The organism is Pseudomonas corni, from assembly GCF_057128765.1.
The window spans coordinates 559,364-582,000 of record NZ_JBSKHW010000001.1 but is presented as its reverse complement, the minus strand read 5'-3'; the positions used below and the strand labels follow the sequence as shown (position 1 = coordinate 582,000).

The window sequence follows — 22,637 nt, the reverse complement described above, 5'->3', positions numbered from 1 at the left end:
AACGCAAAGCCTGTAGGAGCGAACTTGTTCGCGAGGCGGTGTGACTGGCACACCGAGTCTAACCCTCGCCAACAAGTTGGCTCCTACAGGGATCGCGTGATCCTCAAGGCGTGCGATTACGCCGCGTCTCGATGATGTTCGGCAATTGCGAGATCCTGCCCAGCAAACGCCCCAGCGCGTCCAGCCCAGGGATTTCGATGGTCAGGGACATCAGCGCGGTGTTGTCTTCCTTGTTCGAGCGGGTGTTAACCGCCAGTACGTTGATCCGCTCGTTGAGCAGGATCTGCGAGACGTCACGCAGCAGACCGGAACGGTCGTAGGCGCGGATGATGATGTCCACCGGATAGGTGAGCACGGGCACCGGGCCCCAGCTGACCTGAATGATCCGCTCTGGCTCGCGCCCACCCAGTTGCAGCACCGAGGCGCAGTCCTGACGGTGAATGCTCACGCCACGCCCCTGAGTGATGTAACCGACGATCGCATCGCCCGGCAGCGGCTGGCAGCAGCCAGCCATCTGGGTCATCAGGTTGCCGACGCCCTGAATCTGAATGTCGCCACGCTTGCCAGGCTTGTAGCCCGTGGCCTTACGCGGGATCAGCTCCAGCTGCTCGTTGCCACGCTCGGGCTCGACCAGTTGCTGCGCCAGGTTGATCAACTGCGCCAGACGCAGATCACCTGCGCCCAACGCCGCGAACATGTCGTCGGCCAGCTTGAAGTTGGCCTTCTCGGCCAGTTTTTCGAAATCGACCTGTGGCAACGCCAAACGCGCCAATTCGCGCTCGATCAAAGTTTTACCGGCAGCGACGTTTTGATCGCGCGCCTGCAATTTGAACCAGTGAACGATTTTCGCCCGCGCACGGGAGGTAGTGATGTAACCCAGGTTCGAGTTCAGCCAGTCGCGGCTCGGGGTGCCGTGTTTGCTGGTGATGATCTCGACCTGCTCACCGGTCTGCAGGCTGTAGTTGAGCGGCACGATGCGCCCGTTGATCTTGGCGCCCCGGCAGTTGTGACCGATTTCAGTGTGAACGCGGTAGGCAAAATCCAGCGGTGTCGAGTTTTTCGGCAGGTCGATGGCATGACCGTCCGGGGTAAACACGTACACCCGATCAGGCTCGATATCGACCCGCAGCTGCTCGGCCAGACCACCGATGTCACCCAGCTCTTCGTGCCATTCCAGCACCTGACGCAACCACGAGATTTTCTCTTCATAGTGGCTGGAGCTGGCCTTGACGTCGGTGCCCTTGTAACGCCAGTGCGCGCAGACGCCAAGCTCGGCTTCTTCGTGCATCGCGTGGGTGCGGATCTGCACCTCCAGCACCTTGCCTTCTGGCCCGATAACGGCGGTGTGCAGCGAGCGATAGCCGTTTTCCTTGGGATTGGCGATGTAGTCGTCGAACTCCTTGGGAATGTGCCGCCACAAGGTGTGGACGATGCCCAAGGCGGTGTAGCAATCGCGCATTTCCGGGACCAGCACACGCACGGCGCGAACGTCGTAGATCTGGCTGAATTCCAGACCCTTGCGCTGCATTTTTCGCCAGATCGAATAGATGTGTTTGGCCCGGCCACTGATGTCGGCTTTGACGCCGGTGGCCAACAGTTCGTTTTCCAGCTGGCACATCACATCGGTGATGAAGCGCTCGCGGTCGAGGCGACGCTCGTGCAGCAGCTTGGCGATCTGTTTGTATTGTTCGGGTTCCAGGTAACGGAAGGACAGGTCCTCCAGCTCCCATTTGATGTGGCCGATGCCCAGCCGGTGGGCCAGCGGGGCGTAGATGTCGAAGACTTCCCGAGCAACGCGGTTACGTTTCTCGTCGTCGGTATTCTTCACCGCACGGATCGCGCACGTCCGCTCGGCCAGCTTGATCAACGCCACACGCACGTCGTCGACCATCGCCACCAGCATTTTGCGCAGGTTTTCGACCTGAGCCTGAGTGCCCAACACCAGCGATTGGCGGGGGCTCAAACTGGCGCTGATCGCCGCCATGCGCAGCACGCCGTCGATCAGCTTGCTCACCGTGGGGCCGAAGCGCTGACTGACATCGGGCAATGGAATTTTGCCCTCACGTACGCTGCGGTAGATGACCCCGGCAATCAGCGAATCCTGGTCCATCTTGAGATCGGCCAGGATTTCGGCGATTTCCAGGCCCGTCTGAAAACTCGACGTGCCCTCCGCCCAGAGGTTCTTGGCGGCGTTGTCCTGTTGCTCGGCCTGTCGAACGAATTCGCAGGCGTCTTTCAATGCTTGACGATCCACTGCCAGATCGACGCTGACCACATGATCAAGCCATGCGTCGAGATTGATACTGCCGTCTGTGTTTATCGGCTGGTGTGCTCTCACCTGTACCATGTTGCTTACCTTCCCTAAGGCGCGATGAAATGCGCCATCAGTCGCTGACCTTGTAAAGCGCACGTTGCTTGCCGGGCAAAGCAAGCGCTAGACGCGCGCGGTCAGTCGGATTAAACGAGACTCCGTGTGAAGCTCGGCTCAGATCCTCGAGCCGCATTCTTCACTTACTCGCTTCAAATAAAGCCATCGCCTCGACATGCGCTGTCTGCGGGAACATATCGAGGATGCCGGCACGTTTTAATCGGTAGCCCTGTTGAATCAGTTCGACACTGTCGCGCGCCAAAGTTGCCGGGTTGCATGACACATAAAGCAACCGTTCGGCGCCTAAAGCCTTGAGCTTGCTTACCACCTCGAACGCCCCGTCACGCGGCGGATCGAGCAGCACGGCAGAGAAACCTTCTGCCGCCCAAACAGCCTTGTTAAGCGGCTGAGACAGATCCGCCTGATGAAAATGCACATTGTGTAAATTATTGCTCACTGCGTTCTCGGCAGCACGTTCGACCATGGTCGCAACACCTTCAACCGCCACCACTTCGCGCGCTTTTTGCGCCAGTGGCAAGGCGAAGTTACCAAGCCCGCAGAACAAGTCCAGCACTCGTTCGTCTTCGCGCGGCGCCAGCCATTCCAGCGCCTGGGCAATCATGGCGGTATTCACCGCTTCGTTGACCTGCACAAAATCGCCGGGGCGATAAGCCAGCTGCAAATTCCAGGGTTCCAGGCGATAACCCAGTGCCTGGGAGGCGTCCACCGGCTGCGGGCCATCCTCGCCGTGCAACCACAGCTGTGCGTCGTGGGTGTCGCAGAAAGCCTGCAGGACCGTTAGATCGTTCTCAGACAAGGGCGCCATATGCCGCAGCAGAACCGCTGTCGCAGAGCCATGGAACAATTCCACATGACCCAATGCTTTGGGCGCGCTCAAGCGACGAAGCATGTCCGGCAGCGCCGTGATGATCGGCTGCAAGGCCTGTACCAGCACCGGGCATTCGTCGATGGCGATGATGTCCTGACTCGATGCGGCGCGAAATCCCACGTCCAGGCGTTTGGTCTTCACGTCCCAGCGAACGGCAACGCGGGCGCGACGGCGGTAGGCGAATTCCGGCCCACTCAACGGCGCGGCCCACTCCTCAGGTTCGATACCTGCGACGCGGCTCAACTGCTCGGCGAGCATGCGCTGTTTCAGGGCAAGCTGTTCGTCGTGGGGCATCTGCTGAACACTGCAGCCGCCGCAACGCCCGAAATGCACGCAGGGTGCCGGGCGACGCATCGGGCTTGGGGTGAACACACGCTCGGTGCGCGCTTCGACGACTTTGCCGTGGGCGCCAAGTACGCGGGCTTCGACTTCTTCGCCGGCCAGACTTCCGGCGACAAACCAGGTCCGGCCTTCGACGAACGCAATACCGCGCCCATCGTTAGCCAGCCGCTCAATGGTCAGGCGCTGTTTTTTACCGGTCGGGACCTGCGTGGTCTTGGTCCCACCCGCAGGCTGGAAACGCAGGCCTCGCTCATGCTTGGCCATCAGTTGGGCGCATCGTAAACGCCGGTCGACAGGTAACGGTCGCCACGGTCACAGATGATCGCGACCATGACCGCATTCTCGACTTCCTGAGACAGACGCAACATGCCTGCCACGGCGCCACCTGAAGAAACGCCACAGAAGATGCCCTCTTCGCGGGCCAATCGGCGCATGACGTCTTCGGCTTCTTGCTGGGCCATGTCCATGATGCGGTCGACTCGGTCTGCCTGATAAATCTTCGGCAGGTATTCCTGCGGCCAGCGACGGATGCCGGGGATGGATGCGCCGTCCATGGGTTGCAGGCCGACGATCTGGATATTGGGGTTTTGCTCTTTGAGGTAGCGCGAGGTGCCCATGATGGTCCCCGTGGTGCCCATGGAGCTGACGAAATGAGTGATGGTGCCTTCGGTCTGCCGCCAGATTTCCGGGCCGGTGCCGACGTAATGGGCTTCAGGATTGTCGCCATTGGCAAACTGATCGAGCACTTTGCCGCGACCTTCAGCCTGCATGCGCTCGGCCAGATCACGAGCGCCTTCCATACCGTCTTCCTTGCTGACCAGAATCAGCTCGGCGCCATAGGCCGTCATTGCCGCCTTGCGCTCGGCGCTGGAATTGTCCGGCATGATCAGAATCATCTTATAGCCCTTGATCGCCGCAGCCATCGCCAAAGCGATCCCGGTATTGCCGGAAGTGGCTTCAATCAGGGTGTCGCCAGCATGAATCTGACCGCGCAGCTCAGCCCGGGTGATCATCGACAACGCCGGACGGTCTTTCACCGAGCCAGCAGGATTGTTGCCTTCGAGCTTCAACAGCAGAGTATTGGAGGTGTTCCCGGCGATACGTTGCAGGCGCACCAACGGGGTGTTGCCGACGCAATCGGCGATAGTTTGATACTGCAGGGTCATGGCGTCTTCGCAATCCAGACTGCGGGGGTCGCCTATCATACCGGCAATCGTCGCGAGGCCATATCACGCAAAGTGAGGTCGATAGTGCTGGATGGAATAAGCACAGATTTCTTTTTCATACGTAGCGGCGGTCGCCTTTCTGCCGGTACCCGGCAGATCGTCGGCAAGCCGGACTCCTACGCCCTCCGGTCAGAAGCAGATTGGCGTCGGACCCGATTTCGTCTGCGCATCAGATCCGCTCTGCCGAAGGCGTAGGACCCGATTTCGTCTGCGCATCAGATCCGCTTCTGCCGAAGGCGTAGGAGCCCTGCTTGCAGGCGATGGGCTGCGCAGCGGCCCTGAATCAGGCCACCCGGTCTCACTGACACACCGCACGCGCAGGTTTTACTGCCGGTACCCGGCAGATCGTCGGCAAGCCGGACTCCTACGCCCTCCGAGCAGAAGCAGATTGGCGTCGGACCCGATTTCGTCTGCGTTTCAGATCCGCTCTGCCGAAGGCGTCGGACCCGATTTCGTCTGCGCTTCAGATCCGCTTCTGCCGAAGGCGTAGGAGCCCTGCTTGCAGGCGATGGGCTGCGCAGCGGCCCTGAATCAGGCAACGCGGTTTTACTGACACACCGCACGCGCAGGTTTTACTGCCGGTGCCCGGCAGATCGTCGGCAAGCCGGACTCCTACGCCCTCCGGGCAGAAGCGTTTCCACTGGTCAAACCGTCTGCGCGCGCAGGCGCATATTCATCCGCAATCCCTTCTCGCGGTTTTCGGCCCACATGTCGCCGCCCTGCAGGCGCAGGGAGTTGCGGGCGATGCTCAGGCCCAGGCCGAAGCCGCCGTTGCCGGGGCGGGCGCCGTCCAGTCGGATGAAGGGGGCGAAGATGCGTTCCAGGTCTTGTTCGTCCACGCCGCCGCCCTGATCTTCCAGCCACAGCAGCCAGTCGTCGCCTCGCCTGCGGCCGCTCAGGCAGACGATGCCCTGCGCCGGGGAGTGACGAATGGCATTGCGCAGGATATTTTCCAGGGCCTGAGCCAACGTATTCAAATGCCCCCGAACCCAGCAGGACGATTCCACTTCACAACGCAGTTGCTCGGGTGACCAGCCGCTTTCGAAACAGGCGTTTTCTACCAGCATCTCCCACAGCGCGACAATCTGGATGTCTTCGGAAGGCAGCGCTTGACGTTCAGTATCGAGCCAGGCCAGTTGCAACGTGTCGTCCACCAGCCGTTGCATGCCGTCGATCTCTCGGCTTAATCGTTCACGCAACTCGGTCACGCCCTGCTCGCTGTCGCACGCCACGCGCAAACGGCTCAGCGGCGTACGCAACTCGTGTGACATGTCACGCAGCAACTGCTGCTGGATGAGCACTGTGGACTGAAGCCGCTCAGCCATATGATCGAACGCCCGGTTCAGTTCGCCGAGTTCGTCCTGACGCTTGATCAACTGCGGCGACAGGCGACTGGAAAGACGGTCTGCGCGCCAGGCGTTGGCCTGTTCACGCAACTGATTGAGCGGCCGGATCAGCAGCCGATACAGCCCCACACACAGCAATAACGTGAACAGCGCCGGAATCACGACGTTGGTCAGCAGCCGCCAGACAACCAGATAGCGTCCCGGCTTGAAGCGCTCAGGCAACTCGATCACCAGGCTGCCCGCGCTGGAATCCTCAGGAAACGGGATCTTCAGCCAGGGCGTGGTTTGCTGGCGCCGACTCATGGGCCAATCCAGACCGCGCAAAAAGGTCAGGCGCTGAAACTGCTTGTCATCCAGCGGCGTACTGCCCAACGATTGCAGATCGCGACCGATCACCCCTACCCAACCGGGCTCATGACGGCGGACTTCCCGCAGCCAGTCATCAACGCCACGCGCCCCACCCGCCTGCCAGGCTTGCTCGGCGTCAGCGGCATAACCGGCCAGAGTCTGGTGTGCGGCTTTAGACAGATAGGCGTTCTGATCTTCGACGTAACGCCCCCACGACCAGCTCAGCCAGATCATCAGCAGACAGAATCCCACCAGCAATATGGCGAGCTTCCAGAACAGCGAATGCCTGCCCGGCAACACACAGCGCTTACGCATCGTGATCGACTGCGGTCAGCACGTAGCCTTTGCCCCATACGGTTCTGACCTGCCGCTCTTCATAGCCGATGGCCTTGAGCTTGCGACGAATCTGGCTGATGTGCATGTCCAGGCTGCGGTCGTGTTGGGAATACCCGCGTTGCAGAACGTGCTGATAAAGGAAGGGTTTGCTCTGGACCTCTTCGGCATTGCGCCAAAGGGTTTCCAGCAAGCGGTACTCGCTGCGGGTCAACTCAGCCGCCCGGTCCGCGAAGCTCACATCGCAACGGGTTTCATCGAACGACAGCTGATCGGCTGACGGCTCCGGCAATGACGGCGGCGACGACGATGCCAGGTTGAAACGCCGCTCCAGCGCCACACGGCGCAGAATCGCTTCAATGCGCACGCGCAGTTCATCCACGCTGAACGGCTTGGGCAGGTAATCGTCGGCGCCGTTGCGAAACCCGGTGATGCGATCAGCCTCAGCGCCCAATGCCGACATCAGGATGATCGGCGTGGCCTGTTCCCGCCGCAGATGCGTGAGGATGTCCAGACCGTTCATGCCTGGCAGCAAAATATCCATCAGCACCACGTCGAAGGTTTCGCGCTGGGCCGTCGCCAGACCTTCCGCGCCGTTCTGGCACCAGGTGACCTGAAAGCCCCAGCGATCCAGCTGATCGTGGACGAATGCCCCAAGCACTGGGTCATCCTCGATGGCGAGTACGCTGGGGCGGTAAATCGATTCGGGATTCATTAGCTTCTGCGACTGATTCTCAAGGCGCGATTATTCAAGATTGCACTGGGAGGAGCAAGGCACGCCGACAGCGGGCCGCCGTCGCCCTTTCCCATAGCTGGGCAATTTGCCGGGATTCCCGACCGGCAACTGTCTACACTGCGCAATTACTACTGACTGCACAGGGCTGCGTGGCGCAGCTTTTGCTTAATTGTGTGCCAGGTTGTTGGAGAAAACGTGTGCTGACCAAACTGGGCATCAAAAGCCGGGTAATGCTGCTGACCATCGTGCCGGCGTGCTTGATGGCAGCGTTGCTGGGGGGATATTTCACCTGGATGCAGCTTTCTGAGCTGCAGGCTCAGTTGCTCAAGCGCGGCGAGATGATCGCCAATGACCTCGCGCCGCTGTCCGCCGCAGCGCTGGCACGCAGCGATAAAGCGTTGCTCGAACGGATCGCCGGACAAACGCTGGAGCAGGCCGATGTCCGGGCGGTGTCGTTCCTTGACGCTGATCGCGAGGTGCTGGCGCATGCCGGACCGAGCATGATCAATCAGGCGCCGATCGGTAACACAACCCACTTGCTGCAACGCTCGGACAATGACGCCACCCGTTACCTGATGCCGGTATTTGGACGCCAGCGCCACCTTACCGGCGATATCGTGCCGCAGGAAGCTGACCGACTGTTGGGCTGGGTCGAACTGGAGCTTTCCCACAGCGGTACTTTATTGCGCGGTTATCGCAGTTTGTTTGCCAGCTTGCTGCTGATCGTCACCGGGCTGATCCTGACCGCGATTCTCGCGCTGCGCATGAGCCGCACCATCAACGGCCCCATCACCCAGATCAAACACGTCGTTGCCCAATTGAAGGACGGCAATCTGGAGGCGCGCTTGCCGCCGATGGGCAGCCATGAACTGGACGAACTCGGTTCGGGCATCAACCGCATGGCCGCCACGTTGCAGAACGCTCAGGAAGAATTGCAGCACAACATCGAGCAAGCCACCGAAGACGTGCGCCAGAACCTGGAAACCATCGAAATCCAGAACATCGAGCTGGATCTGGCGCGCAAGGAAGCCCTGGAGGCGAGCCGGATCAAATCGGAGTTCCTGGCCAACATGAGCCATGAGATCCGCACGCCGCTCAACGGCATTCTCGGCTTTACCCATCTGTTGCAGAAAAGCGAACTGACGCCGCGTCAGCACGATTATCTGGGCACCATCGAAAAGTCCGCCGACAGCCTGTTGAGCATCATCAACGAGATTCTCGATTTCTCGAAGATCGAGGCTGGCAAGCTGGTGCTCGACACCATTCCGTTCAACCTGCGCGACCTGTTGCAAGACACGCTGACCATCCTCGCCCCCGCCGCCCATGCCAAGCAGCTGGAGCTGGTGAGCCTGGTTTATCGCGACACGCCGCTCTCCTTGGTGGGGGATCCGTTGCGACTCAAGCAGATTCTCACCAACCTGGTTAGCAACGCGATCAAGTTCACCCGCGAAGGCACCATCGTCGCCCGCGCGATGATCGAAGACGATCAGATCGATCATGTGCAGTTGCGCATCAGCGTGCAGGACACCGGTATCGGCCTCTCGAATCAGGACGTGCGCGCTCTGTTTCAAGCGTTCAGCCAGGCCGACAATTCTCTGTCGCGCCAGCCCGGCGGTACGGGGTTGGGGCTGGTGATTTCCAAGCGTCTGATCGAACAGATGGGCGGCGAAATCGGTGTCGACAGCGAGCCCGGCGAAGGTTCGGAATTCTGGATCAGCCTGAGCCTGCCCAAGACCCGCGACGATATAGAAGACTTGCCCGCCCCGCCGCTACTGGGACGCCGGGTCGCGGTGCTGGAATATCACGACCTCGCTCGCCAGGCGCTGGAACATCAGCTGGAAGACTGCGGCCTGCAACCGATGGTGTTCAACAACCTCGAAAACCTGATCAATGGTGTGACGGTGGTGCACCAGACTCCCCACGCAATCGACATGGCGGTACTGGGTGTGACCGCCCATGAGTTGCCGCCCGAGCGACTGCGCCAGCAGATCTGGGACCTGGAAAACCTCAACTGCAAAGTGCTGGTGCTGTGTCCGACCACCGAACAGGCGCTGTATCAATTGTCGGTCCCGGACGCCTACACCCAATTGCAGGCCAAACCCGCGTGCACCCGCAAGCTGCGGCGCAGTCTGTCGGACCTGATCCAGCCCAAACAGCAGCGCAACGGATTAGCCGAGCCCCTGAACAGCCGTCCACCGCGCCTGCTGTGCGTAGACGACAATCCGGCGAATCTGCTGTTGGTGCAAACGCTGCTGGAGGACATGGGCGCCAAGGTGATGGCGGTCGACAGTGGTTATGCCGCCGTGCAAGCGGTCCAGGACGAAGCCTTCGATCTGGTGCTGATGGACGTGCAAATGCCAGGCATGGACGGACGACAAGCGACCGAGGCGATTCGTGCGTGGGAAGCCGAGCGTCAGAGTACGTCGCTGCCGATCGTGGCGCTGACCGCCCACGCCATGGCCAACGAAAAACGCGCGCTGCTGCAAAGCGGCATGGACGATTACCTGACCAAGCCGATCAGTGAGCGGCAACTGGCGCAGGTGGTGCTGAAATGGACAGGGTTGGCCCTGCGCAATCAGGCACCGGAGCGTCACCCGGAACTCGCCCACGGCACCGGTAACCTGCAAGTGCTCGATCATGAGGAAGGCTTGCGCCTGGCAGCTGGCAAGGCTGACCTGGCCGCTGACATGCTGGCGATGTTGCTGGCCTCGCTGGACACCGACCGGGAGGCGATTCGTGCGGCGCGTACCGTCAACGACCATGTTGCGCTGATCGAACGCGTCCACCGGCTGCACGGCGCGACCCGTTATTGCGGCGTCCCGCAGTTGCGCGCCGCCTGTCAACGCAGCGAAACCCTGCTCAAGCAAGAGTCCCCAGAAATCGATACCGCGCTGGATGAACTGGACAAAGCCATCATCCGCGTGGCGATGGAAGCGCGGGTGCATGCGTAACTTTGGTGGGTGACAGATTTCCCGTGGGAGCGGACCTGTACCTGTAGGAGCCAACTTGTTGGCGAGGCATCCAATGCGGTCCGCCAGATACACCGCCTCGCGAACAAGTTCGCTCCCACAGGCTCTCAGAACACGCTGCCCTGTAGGAGCCAACTTGTTGGCGAGGCATCCACTGCGGTCCGCCAGATACACCGCCTCGCGGACAGGTCCGCTCCCACAGGTTCTCAGAACACACGATGCCCTGTAGGAGCCAACTTGTTGGCGAGGCATCCAATGCGGTCCGCCAGATACACCGCCTCGCGAACAAGTTCGCCCCTACAGAGGGGCCGGGATCATATAAAGGATGACTGCAATGCGCACATTGATCTTCAGCAGCCAGACCTACGACCAGGACAGCTTTCTCGCCGCGCGGATTCCGGCGGACGTCGATCTGCATTTCCAGCCTGCGCGTCTGACCCTGGACACGGTGGCGCTGGCTAACGGTTACGAGGTGGTCTGCGCCTTCATCAATGATGACCTCAGCGCGCCGGTGCTCGAACATCTCGCAGCTGGAGGTACCAAGCTGATCGCCCTGCGTTCGGCCGGTTTCAATCACGTCAACCTCAGCACCGCCCAGCGCCTGGGCCTGACGGTCGTGCGTGTCCCGGCTTATTCACCCCATGCGGTGGCGGAACACGCGGTGGCGTTAATCCTCTCGCTTAACCGACATCTGCACCGCGCCTACAATCGCACCCGCGACGGCGATTTCAGCCTGCACGGCTTGACTGGTTTCGACTTGGTCGGCAAAACCGTGGGCGTGGTCGGCACTGGGCAGATCGGCGCGACTTTCGCCAAAATCATGAACGGCTTCGGTTGCCAATTGCTGGCGTACGATCCGTTTCCCAATCCTCAGGTTGAAGCCTTGGGCGCGCGTTATCTGCCGCTGGAAGAATTGCTGGCCCAGTCGCAGATCATCAGCCTGCACTGCCCGCTCAACGACCAGACCCGGCATTTGATCAATTTTCAGTCGCTGAACCACATGCAGCGCGGCGCCATGCTGATCAACACCGGGCGCGGCGCGCTGGTGGATACGCCTGCGCTGATCGAAGCGCTGAAAAGCGGCCAGCTCGGTTATCTGGGGCTGGACGTGTATGAAGAAGAAGCCAAGCTGTTTTTCGAGGACCGATCCGATCTGCCATTGCAGGACGACGTGCTGGCACGGCTGCTGACATTTCCGAATGTGATCATCACCGCGCATCAAGCCTTTCTGACCCGCGAAGCGTTGGGCGCGATTGCGCAGACCACACTGGATAACATCACCGCGTGGGCGGCGGGAAACCCGCAGAATCAGGTGTGAGACGCCCAATACTGTAGGAGCGCGCTTGCCCGCGATGAGGCCAATACATCCGACACATCCATCGCGCCTGACCCATAGTCTTCGCGCACAGGTACCGCACCTGATCCCATCGTCCCGGGATCGCCCTCCGGGCAGAAGCAGTAAGCAGCGCCTAAATCTAAAGTGTTAGCATGCGCGCCTATTTGGAGACCCCCATGGCCGAACACGATTTTCGTTACAGCATGCTCACCCCGCAACACACCCTCATTGAGTGCCGCAGCCTGGCCGTTGGTCGCTATCAAGTGACTGGCAACGGCGGTTCGATCAAGCACGACGACGTGCTGTTGGTCACCGTCAAAGGCAGCAAAACCCTGCACATGCGCCTGACCGTTGAAAAAGTCCGCCACCTGATCAATCCGCCCGGCCAATGGGTCGCGGTGGCTAACGGTCCGGCGTTCACGGAACTGGCGATTCACACCTGGAAAGTCAATTGCAACGGCTGCGGCAAAACCCAGGACATCGAGTTCATGGTCGAAGGCAAAGACGGCGAAAAAGCCCTAAAGCCTGCCGCTGAGGCGCGCATCGCCGAACTCGGCTGGAAAGTTGAAGGGGAGCACCACCTGTGTCCGGCGTGCGGGAAAAAAGCGGCATGAAACGGCTTGGTTTTTTGATGACGAATGCGGCTCTTGTCAGTGCGGCACTGTTGAGCGGATGTACCGCCGACGCCGAACGGGTGCAACGGGATAAAGGTTATCTGCTGGAGTGGATCGGCGAACGTCCGCTGATGGACAACAGCCACATGACCATGACATTGGGCAAAGACGGTCGAGCGTACGGCAACGCCGGTTGCAATCACTGGTTTGCGCCCTATCGCCTGGACGGCGAGAGCATCACTTTCGGCCCGGTCGGCAGCACCCGCAAGCTCTGCACTCCAGCGGTGATGGAGCAGGAACAACGCTTCCTTCAGGCGCTGCCCAAAGTTCAGCGCTGGGATATTTCCCCGGTTGAGCAATTACAGTTGTGGCCGTCGGAAGGCAAGCCGTTGCGGTTCTGGCTGGAAGAAAGCTGAGGGTCAGAACACTTTGAACAGTGGGAGGGAGCTTGCTCGCGATGGGGTAGGTATGCAGGAGACTGATGAGCGCTGGACTCTGTAGGAGCGCGCTTGCCCGCGATGACGGTGTGCCAGTCAACACACCGAACTCAGAAAGAACCATCCCGAGCAAGCTCCCTCCCACAGAGGCGAAGCGACGTCAGCCCTTGGCCTTCAGCTCCGTCACTTTCTGCGCCACGCCCGCTGCCGTCTGTTCCCCCATCAGCGTCTCACGCACTTTGCCCCTGTCGTCGATGATGTAGGTCACCGGCAGTGCCTCGCTTTTGGGCAGATCGTATTGCTCGGCCGGGTCCTGGGCCAGTACGGTGAACTGGATGCCCAAGGCATTGCTGGCGGTTTTCAGGTCTTCGCCTTGCAGCCCGTCGAAGTTGACCCCGAACACGCTCACTTTCTGGTCCTTCAACTGCTTCGACAATTTATTGAGTTCCGGGATTTCGGTCCGGCACGGGCCGCACCATTCGGCCCAGTAATTGACGACGAGCCAGTGTTTATCGACCCGCTCGCTGGCGACCTTTTTGCCATTCTGATCAGTGCCCAGGTCTACCCCGCAACCACTCAGCAACACACTGCCGATCAGTAGTACCGCCGCTGCCAACCGCCTTGCCATGATCCGCCTCTCTTTTCTGTCTTATTCCAGAAGTGCCACTGATAGTGCGACCAATCCACGCTACCCGTTGGCCTTTCTCGTCACGAATGTAGAATAGCCGCCACCTCAAGCAAGATGCGACCAGCAAATGACCGATCTGACGCTTTATCACAATCCGCGCTGCTCAAAATCCCGTGGCGCGCTGGAACTGCTTGAAGCCCGCGGCTTGGCCCCGACCATTGTCCGCTATCTTGAAACCCCGCCTGACGCCGCGCAATTGCGCGATCTGCTGAGCAAGCTTGGCATCAGCCCCCGCCAATTGCTGCGCACCGGCGAAGACGAATACAAGGCACTGAACCTCGCCGACCCCAGCCTGAGCGATGATCAACTGATCGCCACCATGGCAGCCAACCCCAAGCTCATCGAACGCCCGATCCTGGTCGCTGGCGACAAAGCGGTCATTGGCCGTCCACCAGAAAAAATCTTGGAGATCCTGCCGTGAGTGCGCCGTACATTTTGGTCCTGTTTTACAGCCGCAACGGCTCCACCAGCGAAATGGCCCGGCAGATTGCCCGTGGCATCGAGATGGGCGGTATGGAAGCGCGGCTGCGCACCGTCCCGGCGATTTCCGCTGATTGCGAGGCGACGGCGCCGAGCATTCCGGACAGCGGCGCGCTCTACGCCAGCCTCGACGACCTGAAAAACTGCTCCGGCCTGGCCCTTGGCAGCCCGACCCGCTTCGGCAACATGGCCGCACCGCTCAAGTACTTTCTCGACGGCACCAGCAACCTGTGGCTGACCGGCGCGCTGGTGGGCAAACCGGCCAGCGTGTTCACCTCCACCGCCAGTCTCCACGGCGGTCAGGAAACAACTCTGATGTCGATGCTGCTGCCGTTGCTACACCACGGGATGCTGGTCGCCGGCCTGCCTTACAGTGAAGCGGCGCTGATCGAAACCACTGGCGGTGGCACGCCGTACGGCGCCAGTCACCACGCCGGCGCTGATGGCAAACGCCCGCTGGATCAACACGAAACGGCTTTGTGTCGCGCACTCGGTCAACGTCTTGCGAGAACCGCGTTGCTGCTGGCGCCCTCCCGTGGCTAAAAAACTCAAGGCACTGCCCGCGCTGGCATGGCTCGAACCCCGCGTTCGCTGGAGTCGGGTCGCCGCGCTGCTGTGCTTTTTCGGGTTGATGGCGTTACTGACGATTTACTACCTGGTGTTCGCCGACCTGCATGGCGCTCGTCCGTGGGTGATTCTTTCGATTGAACTGGTGCCGCTGCTGCTACTCACACCCGGCATGGTGACGGGCAGCGCGCGCGGGCATTCGTGGACGTGCTTTGCAGTGAATCTGTATTTCATCAAGGGCGCGCTCGCGGTTTACGACCCCAACCGCTCGCTGTTCGGCGCGCTGGAAATGCTCGCGAGTTTGGCGGTGTTCATCAGCGCGCTGTTGTATGTGCGTTGGCGGTATCAGTACAACCGCAAGTTGGCCGAGACACATACCCTGTAGGAGCGAATTTATTCGCGAAGGGCCGGAACAGGCAACACACCTCATGAAATTTACTGACGCATCGCGAATAAATTCGCTCCTACAGCGTTCGGCGATGGGGCGTATGTACGCAAGCAATCGCTTTCGCGGACAGGTCCGCTCCCACATGAACACGCATTTCTTGTGGGAGCGGACCTGTCCGCGAAGAGGCCCTGAAGGGCGACATCTATTTTGGAGAGGGCATGCAAGATTACAAATGGCTCAATGAATACTGCCTCAATCGTTTTGGTTCCGCCGCTGCTCTCGAAGCACATCTGCCGACTCCCGCCACGCCGAAAAAACTCAAGGCCATCAGCGCCGACCGTTACCTGTCGACCATGGCGCTGCGGGTATTTCGTGCCGGGCTGAAGCACAGCCTGGTTGATTCGAAATGGCCGGCGTTCGAAGAGGTGTTTTACCGGTTTGATCCGGAAAAAGTCGTGCTCATGGGCGCTGACCACCTCGAACGCCTGATGCAGGACAAGCGCATCATTCGCCACCTGGGCAAGCTCAAAAGCGTGCCGCGCAATGCGCAGATGATCCTGGACATCGAAGAATCCCACGGCAGTTTTGGCGCATTCATTGCCGACTGGCCGGTGAGCGACATCGTCGGTCTGTGGCGTTATCTGGCCAAGCACGGCAATCAAATGGGCGGCCTGTCGTCCCCGCGCTTCCTGCGCATGGTCGGCAAAGACACCTTCATCCCGACCTGGGACGTGGTCGCGGCACTCAACGCTCAGAACATCGTTGATCGCGTGCCCACTAGTCAGCGCGACCAGGCGATCGTGCAGGACGTCTTCAACCAATGGCAGGAACAAAGTGGACGCCCGTTGTGCCAGTTGTCGGCCATGCTGGCGTATACCGTGAACCACTGATCCATTTTTCCAGCGGCAACGAACGGCGCGCGTGTAACAAATGGGAGGTCGTATACAATATTCGCCATTCCCCCACTGCCTGAGTTGCCCGCGTGCCCTTCCAGATAACAGACGCTCCAAACCTCGGCGTTGCGCCCTCCGCGTCCGAGGTCATTTCCAAGCACCTGCGTGACGCGATCATCTCCGGCCAGTTCGCCGAAGACGAGCCGATCCGCCAGGACGACATCGCCCGGGTATTCAACGTCAGCAAAATCCCCGTGCGTGAAGCCCTGAAGCGCCTGGAGGCCGAAGGTTTGGTGCAGTTCCAGCGCAACAAGGGCGCGGTAGTCACGCGGATTTCCGAACCCGAACTGGCGCAGATCTTTGAAGTGCGGGTGCTGCTTGAAACCCAGGCCATTCGCTTGGCGGTGCCGAAGATGACCCCGGCGCATATCGCCCGGGCCAACGCCATCTGCGACGAATTCATCGGTGACGACAACATCAGCCGTTGGGCCGAGCTGAACTGGGCGTTCCACACGTGTCTGTACGAAGCGGCCGAACGCCCTTTCCTGCTGAACATGATTCGCTCGATCCACGACAAGGTTGAGCGCTACCTGCGGGTGCAGATGAGTTTCGACGAAGGCAAAGAGCGCGCGGATCTGGAACACCGCGAGATACTGCGCGCCTGTGCCGATCGGGACGTGGAACAAGCCGTCGAACTGATCGAGCACCACATCATTGGCGTCTGCCGCACGCTCTACGCGCACCTGCCCAACGCCACCATCAGCGAAGTATGAGCGACTGACCACTGTGCTGATTTCGTCATCGGTCGGAGGGAAATCGGTCAAGACCACAGGTGCAACAAGCGCCAATCTGTGACCGATTCCTACAGCCTGGGTGACCCTATGAAACGCATCCGCATTCTTGATTCCCACACCGGCGGCGAGCCCACCCGATTGGTGCTCGACGGGTTTCCTGATCTGGGCAATGGCAGCATGGCCGAACGCCGCCAATTGCTGGCCGACGAATTCGATGAGTGGCGCGCGACCACCGTGCTCGAACCCCGTGGCAGCGACGTGCTGGTCGGCGCGCTGCTCTGCGAACCTGTGGACCCAAGCTCTGCAGCCGGGGTGATCTTTTTCAACAACAGCGGCTATCTGGGCATGTGCGGCCACGGCACCATCGGCCTGATCGTGTCGCTGGCGCATCTGGGCAAGATCGGCCCTGGCGTGCATCGCATCGAGACCCCGGTGGGCACCGTGGAAGCGCTGCTGCATGAGGACGGTTCGGTCAGCGTGCAGAACGTGGCGTCTTATCGCTATCGCAAAAATTTTGCGTTGGAAGTACCGGGAATAGGCAGCGTCAGCGGGGATATCGCCTGGGGCGGCAACTGGTTTTTCCTGATCTCCGAGCATGGCCTGAGTGTCAGCAACGACAACCTCGACGCCCTCACCGCTTACACCTGGGCGGTGCGTCAGGCGCTGGAAAGCCAGGGCATTCGTGGCGAAGACGGCGGCGTGATCGACCACATCGAGCTGTTCGCAGGCGACGATCAGGCCGACAGCCGCAATTTCGTGCTGTGCCCCGGCAAAGCCTACGACCGCTCGCCATGCGGCACCGGCACCAGCGCCAAACTGGCGTGCCTGGCGGCAGACGGCAAGCTGCAACCGGGTGAAATCTGGGACCAGGCCAGCGTCATCGGCAGCCGTTTCGAAGGCAGCTTTGAGTGGCAAGGCGGCGAGCGGCAGATTGGCGACCGAATCGTGCCGACCATTCGCGGCCGCGCCTACATCAGCGCCGAAGCCACTTTATTGCTGGACGCCGACGACCCGTTCGCCTGGGGCATTCGCCCGTGATCAAAGGCCAGGCCGCTGACGTAATCATCATCGGCGGCGGGATTATCGGCGCGGCCTGCGCAGATGAACTGGCAAGCCGGGGCCTCGAAGTGTTGGTGCTCGATTGCCAGCGCCCTGCTGCTACGGCGGCAGGCATGGGCCATCTGGTGGTGCTGGACGACAATCCGGCCGAACTGGCCCTGGGCGAATATTCGGTGCGCCTGTGGCGAGAGCTGGCAGGGCAACTGCCGGACGACTGCGCCATGCGCAACAACGGCACACTGTGGCTGGCCTGCAACGAAGCGGAAATGGCCGAAGCCGAGCGCAAGCAATCGGTGCTGCGCGACTACGGTGTGGCCTGTGAGTTGTTGAGTCCTGAGGCCTTGGCCGCCGCTGAGCCTTCGCTGCGCCCCGGTTTGTTTGGCGGTTTGAGGGTCACGGGTGACTGCATTTTGTATGCGCCCAATGCCGCGCGCTGGCTGTTGCAGCGCCAGCCCAAACGCGTTACGCAGCGCACCGCGAAGGTGGTCGAAGTACGTGGCAATCGCGTGCAACTGGCAGGCGGCGAACAGCTCAAAGCTACCGCCGTAGTCCTCGCCAGCGGAATCTATGCCCGCGAGCTGTGCCCCGACCTGCCGTTGCAGCCGAAAAAAGGCCACTTGCTGATCACCGATCGCTACCCGATTCAGATCAGTCACACGCTGGTGGAGCTGGGCTACATCACCGCCGCCCATAACAGTTCCGGCCCGTCAGTGGCGTTCAACGTACAGCAGCGCCCCACGGGGCAATTGTTCATCGGCTCGTCGCGGCAATTCGACAACCACGACCCGGCCATCGACGCCAAAATGCTCGGTCGGATGCTGCGTCGGGCTACCGAGTTTTTGCCGGACTTAAGCGAGATGAACGGCATCCGCAGCTGGACCGGCTTTCGTTCGGCCAGCCCCGACGGTCAGCCGCTGATTGGCGAACATCCTTTGCAGCCCGGCTTGTGGCTGGCAGTCGGGCATGAGGGTCTGGGCGTTACGACAGCAACTGGGACGGCACAATTACTGGCAGCCCAATTGCTGCGCAGCAAGCCGCCTATAGATGTCACCCCGTTTCTGCCCCAACGTTTCATTGGAGCCAACGTCCCATGCCTGAATTGAGTATCGACGGCCAGACTCTGCGCGTGGCCGATGGCACTACGGTTGCCGCTGCGCTGATGTCTTCAAGGGATCAATGCAGCCGCACATCCCTCAGCGGCCAGCGTCGCGCGCCGTTGTGCGGGATGGGCATCTGTCAGGAATGTCGGGTGAGCATTGACGGACTGCGCCGTCTGGCGTGTCAGACACTTTGCCGCGATGGCATGCAGGTGGAGACATTCCTGTGAGCCAGCATGTCGAACTTCTAATCCTCGGCGCGGGGCCAGCGGGCATGGCCGCTGCGTTGGCGGCAGCACCTAGTGGGATATCCATCGCCGTACTGGACGATAACCCGCTGCCGGGCGGGCAAATCTGGCGCGACGGGCCTCAGGCGCATTTGCCGCCGCAACCACACGCCCTGCGCGCACGCCTTCGCGAGCACAGCAATATTCAGCTGCACAGCACAACGAAAGTCGTTGCCCTGGCAGGCGCCAAACGGCTGCTGCTGGAAGACGCCGAACGCGGTTGGATCTTGAGCTACGACAAGCTGATTCTCTGCACCGGCGCACGGGAATTGCTGTTGCCTTTTCCGGGCTGGACGCTTCCCGGCGTGACCGGCGCAGGAGGTTTGCAGGCGTTGATCAAAAGCGGTCTGCCCGTTGCGGGCGAGCGTGTGGTGGTCGCCGGAACCGGGCCGCTGCTGCTGGCCAGTGCCGCTACTGCCCACTTGAACGGTGCGAAGGTTCAGCGCATCGCCGAGCAGGCTTCGCTTGCGTCTGTCAGCCGTTTCGCCAGCGGCTTATGGGCTTGGCCAAGCAAGGCGCTGCAAGCGGTAGGACTCAGGAATTCGCAATATCGGACGTCGGCTTATGTGGTCGAGGCGTTGGGCAGTGATCGGCTGGAAGCAGTACGGATTCGTGTCGGCAATCGCGATGAAGAGATCCCCTGCGAACGCCTGGCCTGCGGGTTCAGTCTGGTGCCGAATGTGGAGATAGGTCAGGCAATGGGCTGCCGGATTACGGATCGCGCTATTGCTGTGGATGAGTGGCAGGCCACGGGCCTTGAGGACCACTACGCAGCAGGCGAATGCACCGGCTTCGGCGGCAGCGAACTGGCGTTGGTCGAGGGGCGGATTGCCGGCTTAGTAGCGGTGGGCGAAAACGCTCCGGCCCAAGCGTTGTGGTCAGAGCGCCAACGCTGGCAGCGCTTCGCTGACCGGTTGAATCGTGCCTTCGCCTTGAGGCCGCACATCAAGCAACTGGCCAGACCGGACACGCTGGTGTGCCGGTGTGAAGATGTGCCGTTTTCGGCGCTGACTGCCCACGACGGCTGGACCGGCGCCAAGCTCAACACCCGCTGCGGCATGGGCGCCTGTCAGGGGCGGATCTGTTCGACCGCCGCACAAACGCTGTTTGGCTGGGAGCCGCCGAGTTTGCGTCCACCGTTCACCCCGGCGCGCATCGCAACCCTGGTGTGCCTGGATGAAGGTGGCGAGCTGTCTTGAGTCATCGCTCGATTGTGCTGCGCCGCCCTGTTGCAGCATGATCGGCTCGACCTTCGCCACCACTGATCTCATCGTGAACATGCTTGATCTGATTCCCGCCAGTCCCCCGCGCACGCTCGATCAGTTGCTGACCAGTCTTGAGCTGGTAGCGCCGCTGTTCGACGCGATCCCTGGCGTGGTGTTTTTCATCAAGGACACCGAGGCCCGTTACGCACTGGTCAATCAAACCCTGGCCCAGCGTCTGGGCTGCAAGCACAAACACGAACTGGTGGGGCGCACTGCTGAAGAAGTGTTTCCGGCGCGCTTCGGGCCGCTGTACACCGCGCAAGATCGTCGGGTGCTGGCAGACGGCCGACAGCTCAGCGATCAATTGGAACTGCACCTTTATTACGCCAATCAGCCGATCTGGTGCCTCACCCACAAGCTGGCGTTGCGCAATGACGCAGGCGAGGTCATCGGTCTGGCCGGGATTTCACGGGACCTGCAAACCCTGCAATCGACGCACCCGGCGTATCAAAAGCTGGTCGAGGTCGATGCCTACATCCGCCAGCACTTCGCCCGACCGATTTTGCTGGAAGAACTGACGGCGATTGCCGGATTGTCCATCGCCCAGCTGGAAAGGCACTGCAAACGGATTTTCCAGCTGACGCCCCGGCAGATGATCCACAAGGCACGGCTGGGGGAAGCGTCGCGGTTGTTGCTGCAGGATGTGTCGATCACCGAGATTGCCCTGCGTTGCGGGTACACCGATCACAGCGCGTTCAGCCGACAGTTTCGGGCGCTGACGGGGTTTTCACCGAGTCAGTTTCGGGAGTCGCAGGGTTAGCACCGTTTAAATAGAGCATTTCTGTAGGAGCGAACTTGTTCGCGAGGCGATTTGAGATCCTCCGTGAAATCTCTCGCGAACAAGTTCGCTCCTACAGATCACCGATATCCCCAAGTTTGACGTGCACCAATGAAGCACCGCTGCTCCTTTATGTAACAGTCGAAAGTCACTTCCTCCCCTGCGCCATCCCACGCCCTGTGCTAAGTCTCTGATCTACCGCGAGTCATGAACTGGATGACCAAACAGGCACAATCCATGCAAAGTAAATATCGTATACGAAATTACTTATCCGCCCGTTCTCTCATCTGCATCCCACGAGGCTTCTATGAAAAACCACGCTGTTGCCGTAGCCCTCCTCGCTGTCATGAGTGCTAGCGTTATCAACACCGCCATGGCCGACAAGCTCGATGACATCATCGATTCCGGCAAGCTGCGTTGCGCGGTAACCCTGGACTTTCCGCCGATGGGTTCGCGGGATGAAAAGAACACCCCGGTCGGGTTCGATGTGGACTATTGCAACGACCTGGCGAAGGTTTTGGGCGTGACCGCCGAAGTGGTCGAAACGCCATTCCCGGACCGGATTCCGGCGCTGGTGTCCGGACGCGCCGACGTGATCGTGGCGTCTACCTCCGACACGCTGGAACGGGCGAAAACGGTGGCGATGAGCATTCCTTACTTCGCCTTCCAGATGGTGGTGCTGACACGCGATGACACCAAGATCGAGAAGTTCGATGACCTCAAGGGCCGTCCGGTAGGCAATACCAGCGGCACGTTCGAAGCCATTGCACTGGAAAAAGACGTGAAGAAATGGGGCACCGGCAGCTTCCGCGCCTACCAGACTCAGAACGACACCATCCTCGCCGTCGCCCAGGGCCACATTGATGCCTCAGTGGTGACCAACACCGTTGCTGCCGCGACGATCAAGTCCGGCAAATACAAAAACCTGAAAATCGCCGGCAACGCGCCGTACACCATCGACTACGTTTCACTGGCCGCCAAGCGCAGTGAATACGGGCTGATCCACTACCTGAACCTGTTCGTGAACCAGCAAGTGCGCTCGGGCCGCTATGCCGAGCTGTATGAAAAATGGGTCGGCGGCAAGCCTGTGGATCTGACGGTGCCGGGCGTTTATTACTGAGGTAGAGGCATAACCTTTAGGAGCCAACTCGTTGGCGAGCCGATTTTGCGCTGTGTCAGCTAAGACGCCTCGCGAACAAGTTCGCTCCTACAGAGCAATGGGTTATCTGCGCGGATTGCGGCAACGCATGACCTGTAGGAGCGCGCTTGCCCGCGATGGCAGTGGATCAGTCACCTGATTCGTCGTCTGACACGCTGCCTTCGCGAACAAGTTCGCTCCTACAGAGCAATGGGTTATCTGCGCGGATTGCGGCAACGCATGACCTGTAGGAGCGCGC

Annotated in this window: 21 protein-coding genes; 15 read left to right on the top strand and 6 right to left on the bottom strand. The window is 60.6% G+C overall.

Features of this window, described 5'->3' with window-relative positions; genetic code table 11:
- Window positions 1–103 precede the first annotated feature (103 nt).
- The 5 genes from relA to ACWKV9_RS02580 form a co-directional block, all read right to left on the bottom strand.
- Window positions 104–2,347: a GTP diphosphokinase gene (gene relA / locus ACWKV9_RS02600; RefSeq protein WP_483834515.1), complete on the bottom strand. Its 2,244-nt coding sequence runs from the start codon at window positions 2,345–2,347 to the stop codon at window positions 104–106.
- 160 nt (window positions 2,348–2,507) lie between these two features.
- On the bottom strand, window positions 2,508–3,863 hold the full coding sequence (rlmD, locus tag ACWKV9_RS02595) for a 23S rRNA (uracil(1939)-C(5))-methyltransferase RlmD (protein ID WP_483834514.1): 1,356 nt from the start codon (window positions 3,861–3,863) through the stop codon (window positions 2,508–2,510).
- Window positions 3,863–4,765: a cysteine synthase CysM gene (cysM, locus tag ACWKV9_RS02590; protein WP_483834728.1), complete on the bottom strand. Its 903-nt coding sequence runs from the start codon at window positions 4,763–4,765 to the stop codon at window positions 3,863–3,865. The genes rlmD and cysM overlap by 1 nt, the downstream gene beginning before the upstream one ends.
- Window positions 4,766–5,469: 704 nt before the next feature.
- Window positions 5,470–6,834: a HAMP domain-containing sensor histidine kinase gene (locus tag ACWKV9_RS02585; RefSeq protein ID WP_483834513.1), complete on the bottom strand. Its 1,365-nt coding sequence runs from the start codon at window positions 6,832–6,834 to the stop codon at window positions 5,470–5,472.
- Window positions 6,827–7,567: a response regulator transcription factor gene (locus tag ACWKV9_RS02580; protein WP_483834512.1), complete on the bottom strand. Its 741-nt coding sequence runs from the start codon at window positions 7,565–7,567 to the stop codon at window positions 6,827–6,829. The genes ACWKV9_RS02585 and ACWKV9_RS02580 overlap by 8 nt, the downstream gene beginning before the upstream one ends.
- A gap of 218 nt (window positions 7,568–7,785) precedes the next feature.
- On the opposite strand from ACWKV9_RS02580, the gene ACWKV9_RS02575 reads away from it, so the two are divergent.
- The 4 genes from ACWKV9_RS02575 (at window position 7,786) to ACWKV9_RS02560 (ending at window position 12,923) form a co-directional block, all read left to right on the top strand.
- Window positions 7,786–10,539: a response regulator gene (locus ACWKV9_RS02575; protein WP_483834511.1), complete on the top strand. Its 2,754-nt coding sequence runs from the start codon at window positions 7,786–7,788 to the stop codon at window positions 10,537–10,539.
- Between the two features lie 352 nt (window positions 10,540–10,891).
- The gene (locus tag ACWKV9_RS02570; protein ID WP_483834510.1) at window positions 10,892–11,875 is read left to right on the top strand and encodes a 2-hydroxyacid dehydrogenase; all 984 of its coding nucleotides are present in this window, start codon (window positions 10,892–10,894) and stop codon (window positions 11,873–11,875) included.
- A 194-nt stretch (window positions 11,876–12,069) separates the two neighbouring features.
- A complete protein-coding gene (locus ACWKV9_RS02565) occupies window positions 12,070–12,507 on the top strand; it encodes a hypothetical protein (RefSeq protein ID WP_483834509.1) in 438 nt (145 codons plus the stop codon).
- Window positions 12,504–12,923, top strand: a complete 420-nt coding sequence (locus tag ACWKV9_RS02560; protein ID WP_483834508.1) for an META domain-containing protein — start codon at window positions 12,504–12,506, stop codon at window positions 12,921–12,923. Before ACWKV9_RS02565 ends, ACWKV9_RS02560 begins: the two co-directional genes overlap by 4 nt.
- A 181-nt stretch (window positions 12,924–13,104) precedes the next feature.
- Here ACWKV9_RS02560 and ACWKV9_RS02555 read toward each other — a convergent pair whose 3' ends face one another.
- Entirely contained in the window at window positions 13,105–13,572 is a 468-nt protein-coding gene (locus tag ACWKV9_RS02555; RefSeq protein WP_483834507.1) for a TlpA family protein disulfide reductase, read from the bottom strand.
- A 127-nt stretch (window positions 13,573–13,699) separates the two neighbouring features.
- Between ACWKV9_RS02555 and arsC the strand changes: the two genes are divergently transcribed.
- The 11 genes from arsC (at window position 13,700) to ACWKV9_RS02500 (ending at window position 22,360) form a co-directional block, all read left to right on the top strand.
- Window positions 13,700–14,053 (top strand): arsenate reductase (glutaredoxin), encoded by a 354-nt coding sequence (arsC, locus tag ACWKV9_RS02550; protein ID WP_483834506.1) that lies wholly within the window; start codon window positions 13,700–13,702, stop codon window positions 14,051–14,053.
- Window positions 14,050–14,655 (top strand): NAD(P)H:quinone oxidoreductase, encoded by a 606-nt coding sequence (gene wrbA, locus ACWKV9_RS02545; RefSeq protein WP_483834505.1) that lies wholly within the window; start codon window positions 14,050–14,052, stop codon window positions 14,653–14,655. The genes arsC and wrbA overlap by 4 nt, the downstream gene beginning before the upstream one ends.
- The gene (locus tag ACWKV9_RS02540) at window positions 14,648–15,064 is read left to right on the top strand and encodes a DUF2069 domain-containing protein (protein WP_483834504.1); all 417 of its coding nucleotides are present in this window, start codon (window positions 14,648–14,650) and stop codon (window positions 15,062–15,064) included. Before wrbA ends, ACWKV9_RS02540 begins: the two co-directional genes overlap by 8 nt.
- Before the next feature lie 221 nt (window positions 15,065–15,285).
- On the top strand, window positions 15,286–15,957 hold the full coding sequence (locus ACWKV9_RS02535) for a DNA-3-methyladenine glycosylase I (RefSeq protein WP_483834503.1): 672 nt from the start codon (window positions 15,286–15,288) through the stop codon (window positions 15,955–15,957).
- A gap of 104 nt (window positions 15,958–16,061) precedes the next feature.
- Entirely contained in the window at window positions 16,062–16,733 is a 672-nt protein-coding gene (locus ACWKV9_RS02530) for a GntR family transcriptional regulator (RefSeq protein WP_483834727.1), read from the top strand.
- A gap of 108 nt (window positions 16,734–16,841) precedes the next feature.
- Window positions 16,842–17,792 (top strand): 4-hydroxyproline epimerase, encoded by a 951-nt coding sequence (locus ACWKV9_RS02525; RefSeq protein ID WP_483834726.1) that lies wholly within the window; start codon window positions 16,842–16,844, stop codon window positions 17,790–17,792.
- Entirely contained in the window at window positions 17,789–18,916 is a 1,128-nt protein-coding gene (locus ACWKV9_RS02520) for an NAD(P)/FAD-dependent oxidoreductase (RefSeq protein ID WP_483834502.1), read from the top strand. The genes ACWKV9_RS02525 and ACWKV9_RS02520 overlap by 4 nt, the downstream gene beginning before the upstream one ends.
- Entirely contained in the window at window positions 18,904–19,140 is a 237-nt protein-coding gene (locus tag ACWKV9_RS02515; RefSeq protein WP_483834501.1) for a (2Fe-2S)-binding protein, read from the top strand. The genes ACWKV9_RS02520 and ACWKV9_RS02515 overlap by 13 nt, the downstream gene beginning before the upstream one ends.
- Window positions 19,137–20,396 (top strand): FAD-dependent oxidoreductase, encoded by a 1,260-nt coding sequence (locus ACWKV9_RS02510; protein ID WP_483834500.1) that lies wholly within the window; start codon window positions 19,137–19,139, stop codon window positions 20,394–20,396. The genes ACWKV9_RS02515 and ACWKV9_RS02510 overlap by 4 nt, the downstream gene beginning before the upstream one ends.
- A gap of 79 nt (window positions 20,397–20,475) precedes the next feature.
- Window positions 20,476–21,222: a PAS domain-containing protein gene (locus tag ACWKV9_RS02505; protein ID WP_483834725.1), complete on the top strand. Its 747-nt coding sequence runs from the start codon at window positions 20,476–20,478 to the stop codon at window positions 21,220–21,222.
- A 325-nt stretch (window positions 21,223–21,547) separates the two neighbouring features.
- Entirely contained in the window at window positions 21,548–22,360 is an 813-nt protein-coding gene (locus ACWKV9_RS02500) for an ABC transporter substrate-binding protein (RefSeq protein WP_483834499.1), read from the top strand.
- Window positions 22,361–22,637: the final 277 nt, after the last annotated feature.

Excerpts from the sequence above, each read along its gene's own strand:
- arsC (WP_483834506.1), top strand. The coding sequence starts at position 13,700 with ATGACCGATCTGACGCTTTATCACAATCCGCGCTGCTCAAAATCCCGT.
- ACWKV9_RS02585 (WP_483834513.1), bottom strand. The coding sequence starts at position 6,834 with ATGCGTAAGCGCTGTGTGTTGCCGGGCAGGCATTCGCTGTTCTGGAAG.
- ACWKV9_RS02505 (WP_483834725.1), top strand. The coding sequence starts at position 20,476 with ATGCTTGATCTGATTCCCGCCAGTCCCCCGCGCACGCTCGATCAGTTG.
- ACWKV9_RS02525 (WP_483834726.1), top strand. The coding sequence starts at position 16,842 with ATGAAACGCATCCGCATTCTTGATTCCCACACCGGCGGCGAGCCCACC.
- ACWKV9_RS02515 (WP_483834501.1), top strand. The coding sequence starts at position 18,904 with ATGCCTGAATTGAGTATCGACGGCCAGACTCTGCGCGTGGCCGATGGC.
- ACWKV9_RS02555 (WP_483834507.1), bottom strand. The coding sequence starts at position 13,572 with ATGGCAAGGCGGTTGGCAGCGGCGGTACTACTGATCGGCAGTGTGTTG.
- rlmD (WP_483834514.1), bottom strand. The coding sequence starts at position 3,863 with ATGGCCAAGCATGAGCGAGGCCTGCGTTTCCAGCCTGCGGGTGGGACC.
- ACWKV9_RS02580 (WP_483834512.1), bottom strand. The coding sequence starts at position 7,567 with ATGAATCCCGAATCGATTTACCGCCCCAGCGTACTCGCCATCGAGGAT.
- ACWKV9_RS02570 (WP_483834510.1), top strand. The coding sequence starts at position 10,892 with ATGCGCACATTGATCTTCAGCAGCCAGACCTACGACCAGGACAGCTTT.
- ACWKV9_RS02500 (WP_483834499.1), top strand. The coding sequence starts at position 21,548 with ATGAAAAACCACGCTGTTGCCGTAGCCCTCCTCGCTGTCATGAGTGCT.
- relA (WP_483834515.1), bottom strand. The coding sequence starts at position 2,347 with ATGGTACAGGTGAGAGCACACCAGCCGATAAACACAGACGGCAGTATC.
- ACWKV9_RS02535 (WP_483834503.1), top strand. The coding sequence starts at position 15,286 with ATGCAAGATTACAAATGGCTCAATGAATACTGCCTCAATCGTTTTGGT.
- cysM (WP_483834728.1), bottom strand. The coding sequence starts at position 4,765 with ATGACCCTGCAGTATCAAACTATCGCCGATTGCGTCGGCAACACCCCG.
- ACWKV9_RS02565 (WP_483834509.1), top strand. The coding sequence starts at position 12,070 with ATGGCCGAACACGATTTTCGTTACAGCATGCTCACCCCGCAACACACC.
- ACWKV9_RS02560 (WP_483834508.1), top strand. The coding sequence starts at position 12,504 with ATGAAACGGCTTGGTTTTTTGATGACGAATGCGGCTCTTGTCAGTGCG.